11 protein-coding genes are annotated in these 13,829 nt (G+C 63.7%); 4 read left to right on the top strand and 7 right to left on the bottom strand.

Translation table 11 applies throughout. From position 1 onward, the window contains the following. The first annotated feature begins 105 nt into the window (after positions 1 to 105). Both N688_RS17535 and N688_RS17530 read left to right on the top strand, forming a co-directional pair. Positions 106 to 909 (top strand): COG4280 domain-containing protein, encoded by an 804-nt coding sequence (locus tag N688_RS17535; protein ID WP_052890496.1) that lies wholly within the window; start codon positions 106 to 108, stop codon positions 907 to 909. Further along, positions 909 to 1,106, top strand: a complete 198-nt coding sequence (locus tag N688_RS17530) for a hypothetical protein (protein ID WP_052890495.1) — start codon at positions 909 to 911, stop codon at positions 1,104 to 1,106. Before N688_RS17535 ends, N688_RS17530 begins: the two co-directional genes overlap by 1 nt. A 133-nt stretch (positions 1,107 to 1,239) precedes the next feature. On the opposite strand, the gene N688_RS17525 is transcribed toward N688_RS17530, so the two are convergent. The 5 genes from N688_RS17525 to N688_RS17505 all read right to left on the bottom strand — a co-directional run bounded on the left by N688_RS17525 (position 1,240) and on the right by N688_RS17505 (position 8,414). Then, entirely contained in the window at positions 1,240 to 2,679 is a 1,440-nt protein-coding gene (locus N688_RS17525; protein ID WP_081838962.1) for a selenium-binding family protein, read from the bottom strand. 185 nt (positions 2,680 to 2,864) lie between these two features. Continuing rightward, positions 2,865 to 4,049, bottom strand: a complete 1,185-nt coding sequence (locus tag N688_RS17520) for a 2-isopropylmalate synthase (protein ID WP_052890494.1) — start codon at positions 4,047 to 4,049, stop codon at positions 2,865 to 2,867. 336 nt (positions 4,050 to 4,385) lie between these two features. Continuing rightward, entirely contained in the window at positions 4,386 to 5,393 is a 1,008-nt protein-coding gene (locus N688_RS17515; protein WP_202901959.1) for a carboxylesterase family protein, read from the bottom strand. Continuing rightward, entirely contained in the window at positions 5,317 to 6,795 is a 1,479-nt protein-coding gene (locus N688_RS17510) for an acyltransferase (RefSeq protein WP_052890492.1), read from the bottom strand. The genes N688_RS17515 and N688_RS17510 overlap by 77 nt, the downstream gene beginning before the upstream one ends. 2 nt (positions 6,796 to 6,797) lie before the next feature. Continuing rightward, positions 6,798 to 8,414, bottom strand: coding sequence for an AMP-binding protein (locus tag N688_RS17505; protein ID WP_162179583.1), 1,617 nt, complete (start codon positions 8,412 to 8,414; stop codon positions 6,798 to 6,800). Between the two features lie 508 nt (positions 8,415 to 8,922). Here N688_RS17505 and N688_RS17500 point away from each other — a divergent pair. Together N688_RS17500 and N688_RS17495 are read left to right on the top strand one after the other, a co-directional pair. Further along, entirely contained in the window at positions 8,923 to 9,630 is a 708-nt protein-coding gene (locus N688_RS17500) for a response regulator transcription factor (RefSeq protein WP_052890490.1), read from the top strand. Between the two features lie 3 nt (positions 9,631 to 9,633). Continuing rightward, positions 9,634 to 11,226 (top strand): sensor histidine kinase, encoded by a 1,593-nt coding sequence (locus N688_RS17495; protein WP_081838959.1) that lies wholly within the window; start codon positions 9,634 to 9,636, stop codon positions 11,224 to 11,226. 120 nt (positions 11,227 to 11,346) lie between these two features. Here the strand turns inward: N688_RS17495 and N688_RS17490 are convergent, their stop codons facing one another. Both N688_RS17490 and N688_RS17485 read right to left on the bottom strand, forming a co-directional pair. Continuing rightward, entirely contained in the window at positions 11,347 to 12,291 is a 945-nt protein-coding gene (locus N688_RS17490; RefSeq protein WP_052890488.1) for a PLP-dependent cysteine synthase family protein, read from the bottom strand. Positions 12,292 to 12,333: 42 nt separating this feature from the next. Further along, entirely contained in the window at positions 12,334 to 13,797 is a 1,464-nt protein-coding gene (locus tag N688_RS17485; RefSeq protein ID WP_052890487.1) for a pyridoxal phosphate-dependent decarboxylase family protein, read from the bottom strand. Positions 13,798 to 13,829: the final 32 nt, after the last annotated feature.

The following is a 13,829-nucleotide window of genomic DNA, read 5'->3' as shown; positions in this document are numbered from 1 at the left end:
CTGCGAGCGGTCGGCAACCGCGAGGCGAGCCTGCTCCTCGTGGTCTGGGCGTGTCAGGGGCTGCTCTCATCAGTTTTCTTGAGACAGAAAGGGGAATAGCTCTCTATGGCCTGGGCGATTCTGACCGCTGCCTTCCTGGCCTCGGGGGTCGAATTTGTCGAAGCCTTCACCATTGTGCTCGTTGTGGGATTGACCATAAACTGGCGCAGCTCACTGGTCGGGGCTGCTGCTGCCGCCGCCACGCTGGCCCTGCTGGTGGGTGCCCTGGGCCTGGCCCTCGTCTACTGGATTCCGCTCGCCCTGCTGCGTCTCGTAATCGGCATTCTGCTGATTCTCTTTGGCCTCAAATGGTTGAAAAAGGCTATTCTGCGCTATAGCGGTCTCAAGCCGTTGCACGATGAAGAGGCCATCTTTGAGGAGCAGATGGCGGCCCTGCGAGCGCGTGGGGAAGGGCCGCGTGCTCGTCTGGAGCCGTTTGGCGTGGCGCTCTCCTACAAGACCGTCTTACTGGAGGGGCTGGAGGTGGCCTTTATCGTGATCTCCTTTGGCAGTAGTGCCATCACTCCCAGCTGCAGCGCTGGCTGCGCCCTCGGCACCGCGACCCTGGGGGCTGGCGCTGCCGGGCTATTGGTGGTGCTGATCGGGCTGTTGCTGCAAGCCCCGCTCAAGCGCGTCCCGGAGAATACGCTCAAGTTTCTGGTGGGCATCATGCTGACCACCTTTGGCACCTTCTGGGGCGGCGAAGGCTTGGGCGTCGACTGGCCGCTGGCGGATGCCTTCCTGCTGGTGCTGGCTGCCTTCTACTTGCTCTGCTCTGCTCTGCTGGTGCTCTGGCTCAGGGAGCAGGCCCACCGGCGCGCCGCCCCGGGCTTCGGCTCTGCCGACCTGCCGGGGAAGGGAGGCCGCTGATGCTGCCGCGACTGCTCAAGCTGCTGCGGGCCTTGTATCAGTTCCTCGTGGGTGATCCGCTTATTCTGAGCGGGGTCGTTCTGCTGTTTGTGCTACTGGTGCTGCTACCGGTAGGCCTGGCGCCGCTGCAAGCGGTCCTCCTGGTAGTGGCCCTGCCTGTCATCCTGGCCGCCTCGCTCTGGCGTGAGCTGCGCTAGCGCGTTGGGAGAGGCGCGGTAGAAGCCAGTGAGGCGGGGCGGAGCCGCATGGGATAGGGTACCTTGTCCCATACGGCCCCGCCTCCTCACAGAGAGAGGGAAAGAAGAAAGGACAGTTGCCGTCTTGGGCGGATTAAATCCAGATGTCTGAGGTGCAGTCGCCACCGGGATAGCGCATCTCGTGAGCGCGGGCCGGTCCTGCCGGCTCCTGACCGAAGTCAACGTAGAAGTTCTCGTTGATCTGCATGCCGCCGTGCTCGGGATCGCAGTCGATCTGCAGCAGGTAGGAGCCGCGCCTGGCCAGCTCGGGATAGAACTGGTTATCCCAGCTGCTGTAGAGCGAGTTCGTCACGTAGAGCCGGCGCCCGTCCAGGCTCAGCTGCAGCATCTGCGGTCCGCCGACCAGCTCGTGGCCTTTGACCGGCTGGGCCTTGCCAAGCAGGCCGCCGCACCAAACCTGGCCGGTCAGGCGTGGATGGGCCGGATCGCTGATATCGTACTGGCGGATGTCGCCGTGCAGCCAGTTCGAGAAATACAGGTAGCGGTCATCCATCGAGACCAGCAGGTCGGTGATGAGCGAGGGAACGGGGAAGGGCCAGCCCTCCAGTTCAATCGCTGGGACCTCGACCACCGGCTGCACGTGCCAGCTCCCGTTGACGCGCTCCCAGTGCCAGATGACGCTGCTGAGGGCAGCGCCGACGAAGCCATGCGTGCTGTCGGGATTGTGATAAAAGCGCACTTCCAGCGGGATCAGCCCTTTTTCGCCCAGGTCGACGCTCTGGACGATCTCATGGCGCTGCCAGTCCCAGAAATGGATCTGGCGTCCGTATTTGCCGGCCTGGACATCCTCTAGGTTGAAACCGTTGAAGTAGGTCTTCGGCGCCCCCCACTCGCTGCTGACCATGACGTTGTGACGCGGCTGATACCAGAAGTCGTAATTGAAGCGCATGGCGTCGGCTTTCTGCTCCCAGCGCCCGGCAATGCGGAACTCCTCGTCGAGGAGCAGGAAGCCACCGGGGCCGTTGCCCTCACCGTCGCCCAGCATCGAGATCATGACATGTCCATCGGGAAGACAGTGGACGGTATGCGGGGCGCTCAGGTTGGTCTTGGCCTTGATTTCTTCCGGCTCAATGACAGTGTGCAGCCGGGGGGACCGCTCGTCCTGGGTGTCAACGATGTAGATGCGGCTGGAGCGGTTGCCCGGGATCACCAGGAAGCGCCGCGACTTGTGAGCGTCTCCGTGGCAGGAGCTGCAGGCGTTCCAGCCGAAGTGATGCAGCTCATCGCCGACATAGGGCATGACGGTACGATGAATCACCTGCGAATAGGTGGGCGAGTCGGGATCAACGTCGATGGTAGCCAGATAGTCAGGAGCCTCAACGCCAGTGCCAACGTGCAGGGCGATGGTGTAGAGCACCTTCTCCCGCGGCGCCCTGGTCGCCTCTTCGGGCGAGGCATAACCCGGCCCACAGGCAGCACCGTTGTGTTCATGGTGCTCATGGTGCTCATGGTGCTCATGATGCTCGTGTCCTGCTGAATGGTGGGCGTGCTCGTGTTGTTCTCCAGCGCTCATGATTCTCTCCTCTGGCTTGGCCTCTTCCAGGCCGGCGGGCCGGGCGCCTGCCTGACTGTCTGATCACGCTCAGGCCCGTCGGCGTTTGTTCGTACGACTCATTACATGATTTAGTTTATCCAGAAAATCAACAATACGCAAGGGGGAAAAAGCGCCGCCTGGGAAGGCGGCGCGGCAGGACGGGACTACTTCATAGCGGTCTCGGCGATGTAGCGCAGGTCCAGCTCCTCCAGCTCGCGCTTCTTGCCGAGCAGCAGCTTGGCCATCTCAAACGCGCGGTTGAGCTGCTCTTGTTCGAGGGAGTAGCCCAGCTCGCGCATCTGGGCGGCGAGGGCGGCGCGGCCCGAGAGCTTCCCCATGCGGATGCGGCGGTCGTTGGCGCTCAGGCCGATCGACTCGGGGGTCATGATCTCATAGGTGCGAGCATCCTTGAGCACGCCATCCTGATGGATGCCGCCGCCGTGGCTGAAAGCGTTCTGGCCCACGATGGCCTTGGTCCACTGGGGCTGCATGCCCGAGTATTTGGCGACCAGGCGGCTGGTAGGGATAATTTTGGTCGTATCGACACGCACGTCGAGACCCAGGTCTGCCGAGCGCGTGCGGATGGCCATCACCACCTCCTCGGTGGCGGCATTGCCGGCGCGCTCGCCCAGGCCGTTAAAGGAGGTATCGACGCGCTCTGCGCCGTTGCGCAGGCCCTCCAGGGCGTTGGCCACGGCCAGGCCCAGGTCGTCGTGGCAGTGGGCCGAGATGCGGATCGTCGGAAACTCGCGCTTGAGATCGGCGATGAGCTGGCCGAATTCCCAGGGCAGGGCGTAGCCCACGGTGTCGCAGATCGTGACGAAGCGCACGCCCTCCTTGAGGATGGCCTCGCAGACCTCCAGAATGAAATCGTGCTCGGTGCGTGTCGTGTCTTCGAGGGCGAAGTCGACGGTGTCGGTCAGGGTGCGGGCGTAGGCCACGGCGGTGCGCGCCATCTCCAGCACTTCCCGGCGGCTCTTGCCCAGCTTGACCTGGCGATGAATGGGGGAGACGCTGATGAACGGCTCGATCGCCGGGTGGGCGGCCACTTTGACGGCCTCCCAGGCGGCGTCGATGTCGCCCTTGACGGCGCGGGCGATGGCGCAGATCTCGGCGTTCTCAACCTGCGAGGCGATCAGACGCACCGCCTCAAATTCGCTCGGGGAGGAGACCGGAAAGCCCACGTCCAGGGTGTCGAAGCCCATGTCGGCCAAGGCCCGCGCGATCTCTAGCTTCTCTTCGGGGAAGTAATTGACGCCGGGGGTCTGTTCGCCATCGCGCAGGGTGGTTTCGTAGAATTTGACGATGCGTGGCTGCGGTCGCTCTTGCTGCTGTGACTGGGTCGTCATTGTTCTCTCCTTACTGCAATGTAACACGCTGTCCGCGCGCCCTTGCGCGAAGCAGCGAGTGAACGCACGAGATACCAGACAGGAGACGCTTGCTCGCTGCCACCTGTGTCTGTCGGCGTGTGTCCGCTCTCGCTCTGCCCCTTCGTTCCTCTTCAGCTTCTGCGATCTCTCGGTCTCCCTGTCATCTGTAGACATTATATGCCGCTCGCTGAAGGGGAAGCAAGCGCCGTCCTCTCCGGCCCGGTCCCCGCCGGGCAGGTGGCGGCGTCTGGTTTCATCCCAGGGCGATCTGAGAGGTGACAGACGATCTCGTCTCTTCCTTCCCTGCTGCTCCGCTCAGCGGTGCTGCGAGAAGAGCCAGGGGAAGAAGTCGCTGACGCGCAAGGGGCTATTCTCCAGCGAGTAGACGTAGCCCCAGACACCATGCCCGGCGCCGGCGAACTCGGTATAGCGTGGCTGGCCTCCGGCGGCGCGCAGGGCCGCAATCATGTCGCGCGAGCCGCTGACGGGCACCACCGGATCGGCGGAGCCGTGGAAGGCCCAGATCGGCAGATTCTTGATGCGCGCGGCCAGCGAGGGGTCGCCAGCGCCGGCGATAGGGGCCGCAGCGGCGAAGAGATCCGGCCAGCGCTCAATGGCGTCCCAGGTCCCGTAGCCGCCGTTCGAGAGGCCCGTGACATAGAGGCGTGTGCGATCGATGTTGTTGGCGTAAGCCTGTAGCACTCGATCGAGCAGGGCCTTGGTCAGCTGGAGCGGAATGCTCGGCTGAGCTGGCTGATGATAGGAGCCGCCATGAATGGGGACGTTGACCCATTGCTGCCCCTGTTTCATCTGCGGGACCAGCACAAAGCAGGGCCAGCGCTGCTGGATGTGTGGGTTGGCCGCTCCTTGATAGTCGCTGCTCCAGACGCGCACGTATGACTGATTGAGCAGCAGCTGCTCGTTCTGCGCGGCGGTATAATTGGGCCGGCTACGCTCTCCTCCTCCGTGGAGGAGCAGCACCAGCGGGTAGCGTTGCTGAGGATTGAGCGGCTGCGGGATATACAGATAGTAGACCAGGCTGTTGCCTCCCTGCGAGAAGAGGTGCGCGGTAAAGCCCAGGTAGTTGAGGCCAGGCAGGGCCGGCGAGAGCAGGGAGGCGCTTGCCGTAGGAGCCGGTGTCAGCCGCCGACTCGTCTGCCGCTCCTGCTCCTGCTGCTCGTTGCGATGGGGCTGAAACGCCAGCGGCGAGGCCGCGCTCCGGCGCAGGCCGAGGGAGCCGCGCAGGCTATAGAGCGTGGCCCCCATCAGACAGGCCAGAACTAGCACTATCAGAACGATGATTCTTATGGTGTGCTTGCTCATAGCGAGCCAGTGCTCCAGACCGGAGATCTTGAGGCGCGGAGGCGCCAGCGGCATCCACGGGGCCGGTCTGCGAGACTACCGGCACGAGGGCGATCGTCGCCGCTGTTGTTGACCTTGAAACCGCCTGCCTGCTGCTGACGTCGGGCAGGATCTCGGCTTTCCCCTCTTTCCTGCGACCCTCATGGCCGCCAGCGGCGCGAGGCCGCGGTCCCGCGCGCCCTACCAGGCGGCTGAGCCAGGGCGTGTACATCAGCGCGCTGCTGACCGCCAGCGAGAGCGTGGCCACGGCACACCAGAGCAGGATGACGCGCAGGGCGACGGGCCAGCTTTCTGGCAGGAAGGAGAGCAGGCTGCCGCGCAGTTGGTTGAGGATCAGCACATGGATCAGGTAGACGCCAAAGGAGGCATCCGAGCAGAGTCCCCAAAAGCGCACGCTCAGGCGCTTGCTCACCTCATGACCCGCTCGACTCGCCAGACCAATCCCCCAGCGACAGCAGAGCCAGAGAGCCAGGCCGATAACCGCTACGCTATAGAATACCATACTCGGCTGCAGGACAGAAGTGGCGTAGCCCATTGGCTCGCGATAGACGCTGATCTGCTCAGCAAAATGTACCCAGAGCGCGAGTAAGGTGATCATAAAGGTGATGATGATCAGACGAGCGTGACGCAGCACGAAGGCGCGCACCTGCTCGAAGTAGAGAGCTGCCAGCCCGCCTAGCACAAAGTAGAACTGGTACATCAGCACAATGCGATCTTGATAGACCGCCACCGTGTGCCAGAAGGGATCGCTGCTACGCTGTACCGTATGGTAGTCGACGTAGAAGAGCAGGACCTGCAGCACGAAGCTGCCGAGCAGGAGCAGCCAGGGATGGCGCTGCCAGCGTTTGAGCAGGCCCATGAAGAGCGGAAAGATCAGGTAGAACTGGAGGGTGAGCAGGATGTAGTAGAGCTGATAGGAGGCGTTGCCGGTGGCCACGTCGAAGAGGGCCGTCTTGAAAAAGGTGCTCCAGGAGCTGGGATGCGTGTTGACGACAACATAGACCAGGCTCCAGAAGACGTACGGGAAGATGACGCCCAGACTGCGCTTTCTCCAGAACTGCCCGAGCGGGAAACGACGCCCGTTGTAGACGTAGACAAGGGCGAAGGCCGTGACGAACATGAAGATCTCGCGCGTGAAGTGGAAGGCCACGAGAAAGGCGTTCTGGATGGCGTAGCCTGGGCCGCTCCCATTGAGGTAGGCGGTGGCTGCCAGGACATGCACCGCGATGACGCTCAGGGCGGTGCAGGCGCGCAAGGGATCAAGCTCGTAGACGTGCGGTCGCTTCCCGCTGCTGGCTCTGGGGCTGAGGCTGTCGCTGGAGCGACGAACGCTGCTGCTGAGGCTGGTACTGGTCTGGCTCAAGGTTAACGATTAGCCTCCTCCCTGGCAATCTGCTGGAGCTCGCCGCGCGCTTGCTCGCGGGTGCGCAGCAGGCGACGGTCGATCTTGCCGGTGGCGTTGCGTGGCAGCTCGGGCAAGATCAGGAAATCGACAGGAACGCGCGGCGGGCTGAGGCGCTGGCGGGCGTAGCGGCGCAGCTCCTCGACGCTGACCTGGCGGCCCTCCTGCAGGCTCAAGTAGGCTACCACAACCTCGCCATAGAGTGGATCAGGGCGCCCAACGACGGCCACCTCGCGCACCGCTGGGTGTTCCTGCAGGGTCTCCTCGATCTCTCGTGGAGCAATGTTCTCGCCGCCGCGATTGATGACCTCGCGCAGCCGCCCTTTGATGAAGAGATAGCCCTCCTCGTCGAAGTAGCCCAGGTCGCCGGTGCGGAACCAGCCATGTTGGAAGGAGGCGGCGCCGGCTCCATCCTCGTAGGCACTGATGACGTTGGGGCCAGCGATACAGATCTCACCTACCTCGCCCGGCGGCAGATCATAGAGCACAGCCTCGCTCAGGCCCTGGGCCACGGCCTGGGTGCGGGGCAGACAGATGCGCATGGCGACGCCGGTCGGATGGCCCACGGAACCGGGCTTGTGGGGGGCTGGCGGCAAGGGATTGGCCGCGACCTGGCTGCCGGCCTCCGACAGCCCATAGGTCTCGATCAGCGGGATGCCGAAGCGCTCTTCAAAGGCGCGCAGGTTGGCTGGCGGCAGTGGAGCTGAGGCGCTGCGAGCGAAGCGCAGCCGGCCCGGCAGAAAAGCGGGCCGCTCCTCGCTTTCGAGCAGCAGGGCCACAATGGTGGGGACGACGCTGATCCAGGTGGCTTCGTAGCGCTCCACCCAAGACCAGAAGCGTCGCCGGCTGAAGCGCGGAGCCACGATGAGCGAGGCGCCGGCCAGTAGCGAGGCGCAGAGGCTGACGACAGGAGCATTGATGTGAAAAAACGGCAGCGTAGTCAGGCCGCGGTCGGCGCTGGTCAGCGCGTGACTACGGCGCACCTGCTCGGCGGTCCAGGCAATCTGGCGCTCGCTGAGGACCAGCCACTTCGGCTCGCCCGTGCTGCCAGAGGTGCTGAGGTAGACGTGTCCCTCGCGCACTGGTAGGCGCCGGACGGAGGCCGATGCCTGGTGGATGTGCGCGGTGAGCTGCGAGGTCGTGAAAAGGCGCACCATCGGTGGCAAGGGGAGAGCGCTCCAGGCGCTTTCTCCTTCGTCGGCAGCGCAGAGGATGGTCGGGTGCTGGCGTTCGAGCAAACGGCGGGCCTCGTCGGCGCTGGCCGCTGGCGGCACGGGAATCAGATCGTAGCCGCTGCTGAGGGCTGTCAGCCAGATTAAACCGGTGAGCAGGCCGCCTGGCAGGGCGAGCATGATGCGCTGAGGTGGTGGACCGAAGAGCTGCTGCAGGAGAGCCAGCCCCGTCAGGGCCTGACTGTAGCTCAGCTCGTTCCCACTCTCGGCCTCGATGAGCAGAGCTTTGCCCGGCGTGCGCTGGACTCCGCGCTGCAAGCTAGCAAAAAGACGACCGGGTGAAAGGACGGTCCGCGACAGGAGCGCTGGCCCGGCCTTGCTCATTGAAGGTAGGCTCATAGTAGTCATAGGCATATCCGTTTCTGAGAGATCATCTCGGCTTTGCAATCGGACAAACAGCCATTGAATCAGGTCAACGTGCGTTCGTAAGATAGGGCAACCGGATTGGCACTAGAGTGAGCACAGCTTTCGATAAGGCAAGCATTTCTCCGGTGAAACTGCCATCCATCTTGCCACCTGGGGCTGAAAAAAGGCCGCAGCGAGTCTGAAAATTCGCTGAAACGATGCCTCCAGTGGCTTGGCAGGCGCGCTGACCGCGAGCGCTGGCCGTGAGAAAAAAGGGCTGGCCGGCTTGTTGAGGAAGGCAGTGAGCGGGGATAGCCTGGGTCATTCAGCAAATTTTCAGCCGGGCTTGCTATATACCATGCAGGTATTGTTCACTATCTCCAGGGAGCCAGCCGACTGCCTGACAGCTTCACCCTGCTGGCCCCGCTGAGCGTATAGGTAGAAGAAAGAGAAGCAGAGAGCAGGTCTGCATTTGCGCTTGTACAGACACGATAGGGCACAGGATTTCAGCATGCTAGCGAGTAACAAGGAGCATAACGGAAGCAAAAGCAAGCAGCCATCCGTATTAATTGTCGATGATGAGCCGCAGATCATTGATTTTCTGCAGATGGGTTTTGTCTACGAGGGCTTTCAGGTACTGGTGGCCACCAGTGGACCGGAGGCGGTGCGCATGGCCACGCAGCATCAGCCGGACATCATCATTCTCGACATCATGCTGCCCGGCTGCGATGGCCTGGAGGTCACGCGCCAGTTGCGGCGCGGCCATGACATCCCGATTATCATGCTCACGGCCCGTGACGAGGTTGACGACCGCGTAGCTGGCCTGGACTGCGGCGCCGACGACTATCTGACCAAGCCCTTCGCCTTTCGCGAGCTGATGGCGCGCACGCGGGCTGTGCTGCGCCGTCACGGCAACAACGTCGCCGACATCCTCTCGTTCCAGGACATCACCCTTGACCGTGGGACCCACACCGTCACGCTGCGCGGCGAGCCGATCGACCTGACGCCGCGTGAGTTCAGTCTGCTAGAGCTTTTCCTGATGCATCCGCGTCAGGTCCTCTCGCGTGACACGATTCTCTCGCGTGTCTGGGGCTACGACTACGTTGGCGACGACAACATTGTCGAGGTCTACGTCCGCCATCTGCGCGAGAAGCTGCACGACAATCCGCCACGCTTGCTGCAAACGGTGCGGGGTATTGGCTATACCCTGCGAGGCTAAAGCATGAAGGAGCGCGCCAATCTTCTGCAGCGACTCTTACGCCACGTGCCGATTCGCTGGCGCCTGGTGTTGGTCTCCCTTGGTCTCTTAACCCTCCTGCTTGGCTCGCTCGGAGTGATCATCTCGCTGATTGCGGAGCAAGACCTGCTCTCCAATCAGGTTGATGTGCTCTGCAACGAGGCGCAGGTGGCCATCAAGGGCATCATGAAGAGTAACCAGGATCATCCGTTCCGCCTCTCGTACACCTTTCTGCCGCCGGAGAAGCCGTCGGCGGACTTTCTCTATACCGCCTCGACCCTGGCTTTCCGCCTGGTCAGTCCCAGCACCAACGCCGCCATTCTGGCCAGTGACGGTAGTGTCCTGGTGCCGGGCAGCACTTCCCCCTTTGCCTTGCAGCCCATCAGCGTGCCGCCCTCCCAGGTGCGGTTAGCGCTGCAGCGCAGCGACCAGCATCCGCCCTATCTGGTGCTCAAGGGCGCCAATGGACAGCCGCAGCTGGTGGTCTTCCTGCCGCTAGTCGATACCTTCCGCGACCATACACTGGGTATTCTGCAGATCAGCACGTCGACGACGCCGATCGATGATTTTCTGACAACGCTGCATCTGACGCTCTTCATGGGCGTGGTGGTCCTGCTGGGCCTGGCTACGGCCCTGATCTATCCGTTGGTGAGTGTGGCTCTGCATCCACTGGTCGAGATCGAGCGCACCAGCCAGCGCATTGCGCGGGGCGATCTGTCGATGCGCATTGATCCGCCGCCGACGGACGATGAGATCGGACGTCTGGCCCACTCCTTTAACCAGATGGTGGCGCGACTGGAGGAGGCTTTCCAGCGTCAGAAGCGCTTCGTTTCGGATGTCTCCCACGAGCTGCGTACGCCGCTGACAGCCCTCAGCGGGAGCCTGGAGATGTTGCTGCTAGGAGCGGATCGCGGCGATCTGGAGGCGGCGCGGCGTCTGGCGCGCGGCATGTATGCTGAGGTACAGCGCCTGCAGCGCATGGTCGAAGATTTGCTGGTGCTGACGCGGCTCGATGCGGGGCGTCTGGAGATGCGGCGCGAATTGATTCGGGCTGAGGATATGCTGGCGACCGTCTGCGAGCAGGCGGAACACCTGGCGCGGGGCCAGACCTTGCGTTGGAGCGTGGCCCCGGGGACACCTCCCTTGTTGGGCGATAAGGATCGCTTGCGCCAGGCTCTGCTCAATATTGTCGATAATGCCTTGAAATATACGCCCGCTGAGGGGACGGTCGAGCTGCAGGCCAATCCTGCTAGCGGGGGCCTGGTCATGCTGAGCGTGCGCGATACGGGCGAGGGGATTCCACCCGAGGCCCTGCCGCATGTCTTTGAGCGCTTCTTCCGCGCCGATCCGGCCCGCAGTCGAACGGGTCGCCGCCCTGGTGGCAGTGGCCTGGGACTGGCCATCACGCGCGAGCTGGTGGAGGCCCAGGGCGGCAAGATTCGCCTGGATAGTCGGCTAGGCGAGGGGACGACGGTCACCATTCTCTTCCCCGCTGCCGTTGATGGGCGCATCGCAACCCGTGGCGAGGAGGCTGCGACTGCGCGCCGCCTCTCCCAGCCGGGCAGTCGGCCCTCGTGAGGGAAACGGGGCGAGGCAGCGAGCCTGCCCGCCGGCGAGCGGGGAACAGGCCCAACGAGGATGGGGGTGGAGGAAGAACGAGGGGAAGGGAGGGGGACGCCTGCAGAAAGGCGTCCCGCCTCAGCAGAGCGAAGGTTGCAGGGAGGCTGTAGTATGCTCGCTCTGGCCGGCGGGCTGCACGAGCCAGCGCGGCTCACTCAGGTACTTCCAGCCGCCGTCGGCCAGGATGATCACAATCTTGCCTTCTTCCATGCGCTCGGCCACGCGCAGGGCGACGTCCAACACGGCCCCGCTCGACGGGCCGGCAAAGATCCCCTCTTGCTCCTTGAGCTGCAGTGTGCGCTCCCAGGCTTGCTGACTGGAGACCAGCAGGCGCTCGTCGATGACGCGCAGATCGAGCACTGGCGGCACGAAGCCATCGGCCAGGTTGCGCAGACCCTGGATACTATCGCCCTGGACCGGCTCGGCCCCGATGATACGAATGGCCGGGTTGTGCTCCTTGAGACGGCGCCCGATGCCGGTCAGGGTGCCGCCGGAGCCGAGGCCGGCCACTACCACGCTGACGTCGGGCAGATCGCGCAGGAGCTCCGTCCCGGTCGTCTCATAGTGGGCGGCGGGATTGGCCTCGTTCCCGTATTGGAAGAGCATCACGTAGCGAGGATCGTCGCGCGCGATCTCCTGCGCCAGGCGAATAGCGCCGTTACTGCCTGCCGCGCCCGGCGAAGTGATCACCGTGGCCCCGTACAGCTCCAGCATGCGCCGCTTATCCTGGGTCCCCTTCTCCGAGACCACCGCTGTGAAGCGATAGCCTTTCATTGTGGCGATCAGGGCCAGGGCCACGCCCGTATTGCCGCTGGTCGGCTCCAGCAAGATCGAATCTGGCTTGAGCAGGCCACGAGCTTCGACATCCTCGATCATCTTGAGGGCGATGCGATCCTTGATGCTCCCCGAGGGATTGGCTCCTTCCATCTTGGCGAAGATGTGCACGCGCGGGCGTGGGCTGAAGCTCTTCAGTTCAATTAAGGGAGTGTTGCCCACTGTTTCCAAAATGCTGCCGTAATACATGAGAAAAGACGTTCCCTCCTTTCAGGGGCGCTCGGCTCAGACTCAGAGATCGCAGAGCGCCCTGCCGACGGCCAGCACCTCATCGACCATCGCCTGGATATCGTCGGCGGTCGTGGCGTAGTGCACCAGGCAGGCGCGTAGTAGCTCCTGGCCGCGCAGGCGCGTGCTGGTCAAAAAGACCCGTCCGCGGCGCTGGATCTCGCGCGCCAGGTGCCGATTGAGGCAGTTGAGTAATGTTGGCTCATCGCGCAGGGCGGGCGGGGCGTAGCGGAAGCGCACGATGCTCAGGGGGCCGCCTGAGATCAGTTCCAGTTCCTGCTGAGCGGCTACCTCGCGGGCCAGCAGGCGGGCCATACTGATGTTGTTGCTGATGGCCTGAGCCAGGCCGGCGCGGCCCGCCGTGCGTACGGTCGCCCAGGCGTCGAGCGCGCGGAAGCGCCGCGTGCGCTGTAGGGTATATTCAGACATCCAGTTGGCGTCGTCCTCGTCGTCGCTCTGGGTCAGGCGGAAGGCGTCGTGGAGGGCGGTGCCGTGACGGACGAGGGCGCAGCCGCAGTCGATGGGGACCGAGAGCCACTTATGCTGGTCGGTGGCCAGTGAGTCAACCTGGTCGATGCCGCGGTAAAGCGGAGCGACACGCTCGTCGAGGATGCCAAAGGCGCCGTAGGCTCCGTCGACATGGAGCCAGAGGCCCTCGGCGTGGCAGAGCTCGGCCAGTTCCTGGAGCGGATCAATGGCCCCGGTCTCGACGGTGCCGGCGGTAGCCGCCACACAGAACGGGCGCAGCCCGGCGGCGCGGTCCTCGTGAATGCGGCGCTCCAGGGCCGCCAGGTCCATGCGATAGTCTGGGGTCGAGGGCACGATATGGATGGCCGCACTACCCAGGCCCATTGCTTCGACCGAGCGGCGAATGCTGAAGTGACCCTGATCGGACTGGTAGAGCACAAAGGGTGGATGATTGCCTTGCAGACCCTCGCGGCGTACGTTCCAGCCGTCTTGCTCGGCGGCCCAGTAGCGGGCGGCCTGCAAACAGGTAAAGTTAGCCTCGGAGCCGCCGCTGACGAAGACGCCAGCGCTGCCTTCGCTCGGGAGGCCGGCCAGCTCCATCATCCAGTGGACGGCGCAGCGCTCTAGCTCCTGGCCGGCGTGGTCGCCGATGCCGCAGTTGGGATTCATAGCTGCTGCCAGCGGCTTGAGCAGAATGCTGGCATGCGACGGGGCCGAGTTGATCCAACCGGCGAAGCGCGGATGGCCATTGCCCTGGGGGTAGGGCAGAATCAGCTCGCGCAGCAGCGTGAGCGTCTCTTCAAAGGGCTGCCCCTCTTCGGGGAGAGCCTGCCCACTGATCTGCTGGCGTATCTCTATAGGGAGTGGCTGCCAGACGGGGCGCTCCTCGATGCCGCTGAGGTAGCGCTCCAGCTCGTCGAGAACCAGGTCGCCGTAGCGACGCAGGCGCTCTGGCTCAAAGGCAAGACCGGTATCGGTCCGAAAGCCTGTCACAGTCATAGTGATGAGATCTAGCTCCTTTCCTTTCCCTC

Source organism: Thermogemmatispora carboxidivorans, from assembly GCF_000702505.1.
Taxonomy (GTDB): domain Bacteria; phylum Chloroflexota; class Ktedonobacteria; order Ktedonobacterales; family Ktedonobacteraceae; genus Thermogemmatispora; species Thermogemmatispora carboxidivorans.
The sequence above is the reverse complement of the archived record's forward strand: the minus strand, read 5'-3'. Positions and strand labels throughout refer to the sequence as shown.

Excerpts from the sequence above, each read along its gene's own strand:
- N688_RS17535 (WP_052890496.1), top strand. The coding sequence starts at position 106 with ATGGCCTGGGCGATTCTGACCGCTGCCTTCCTGGCCTCGGGGGTCGAA.
- N688_RS17530 (WP_052890495.1), top strand. The coding sequence starts at position 909 with ATGCTGCCGCGACTGCTCAAGCTGCTGCGGGCCTTGTATCAGTTCCTC.
- N688_RS17525 (WP_081838962.1), bottom strand. The coding sequence starts at position 2,679 with ATGAGCGCTGGAGAACAACACGAGCACGCCCACCATTCAGCAGGACAC.
- N688_RS17520 (WP_052890494.1), bottom strand. The coding sequence starts at position 4,049 with ATGACGACCCAGTCACAGCAGCAAGAGCGACCGCAGCCACGCATCGTC.
- N688_RS17515 (WP_202901959.1), bottom strand. The coding sequence starts at position 5,393 with ATGAGCAAGCACACCATAAGAATCATCGTTCTGATAGTGCTAGTTCTG.
- N688_RS17505 (WP_162179583.1), bottom strand. The coding sequence starts at position 8,414 with ATGACTACTATGAGCCTACCTTCAATGAGCAAGGCCGGGCCAGCGCTC.
- N688_RS17500 (WP_052890490.1), top strand. The coding sequence starts at position 8,923 with ATGCTAGCGAGTAACAAGGAGCATAACGGAAGCAAAAGCAAGCAGCCA.
- N688_RS17495 (WP_081838959.1), top strand. The coding sequence starts at position 9,634 with ATGAAGGAGCGCGCCAATCTTCTGCAGCGACTCTTACGCCACGTGCCG.
- N688_RS17490 (WP_052890488.1), bottom strand. The coding sequence starts at position 12,291 with ATGTATTACGGCAGCATTTTGGAAACAGTGGGCAACACTCCCTTAATT.
- N688_RS17485 (WP_052890487.1), bottom strand. The coding sequence starts at position 13,797 with ATGACTGTGACAGGCTTTCGGACCGATACCGGTCTTGCCTTTGAGCCA.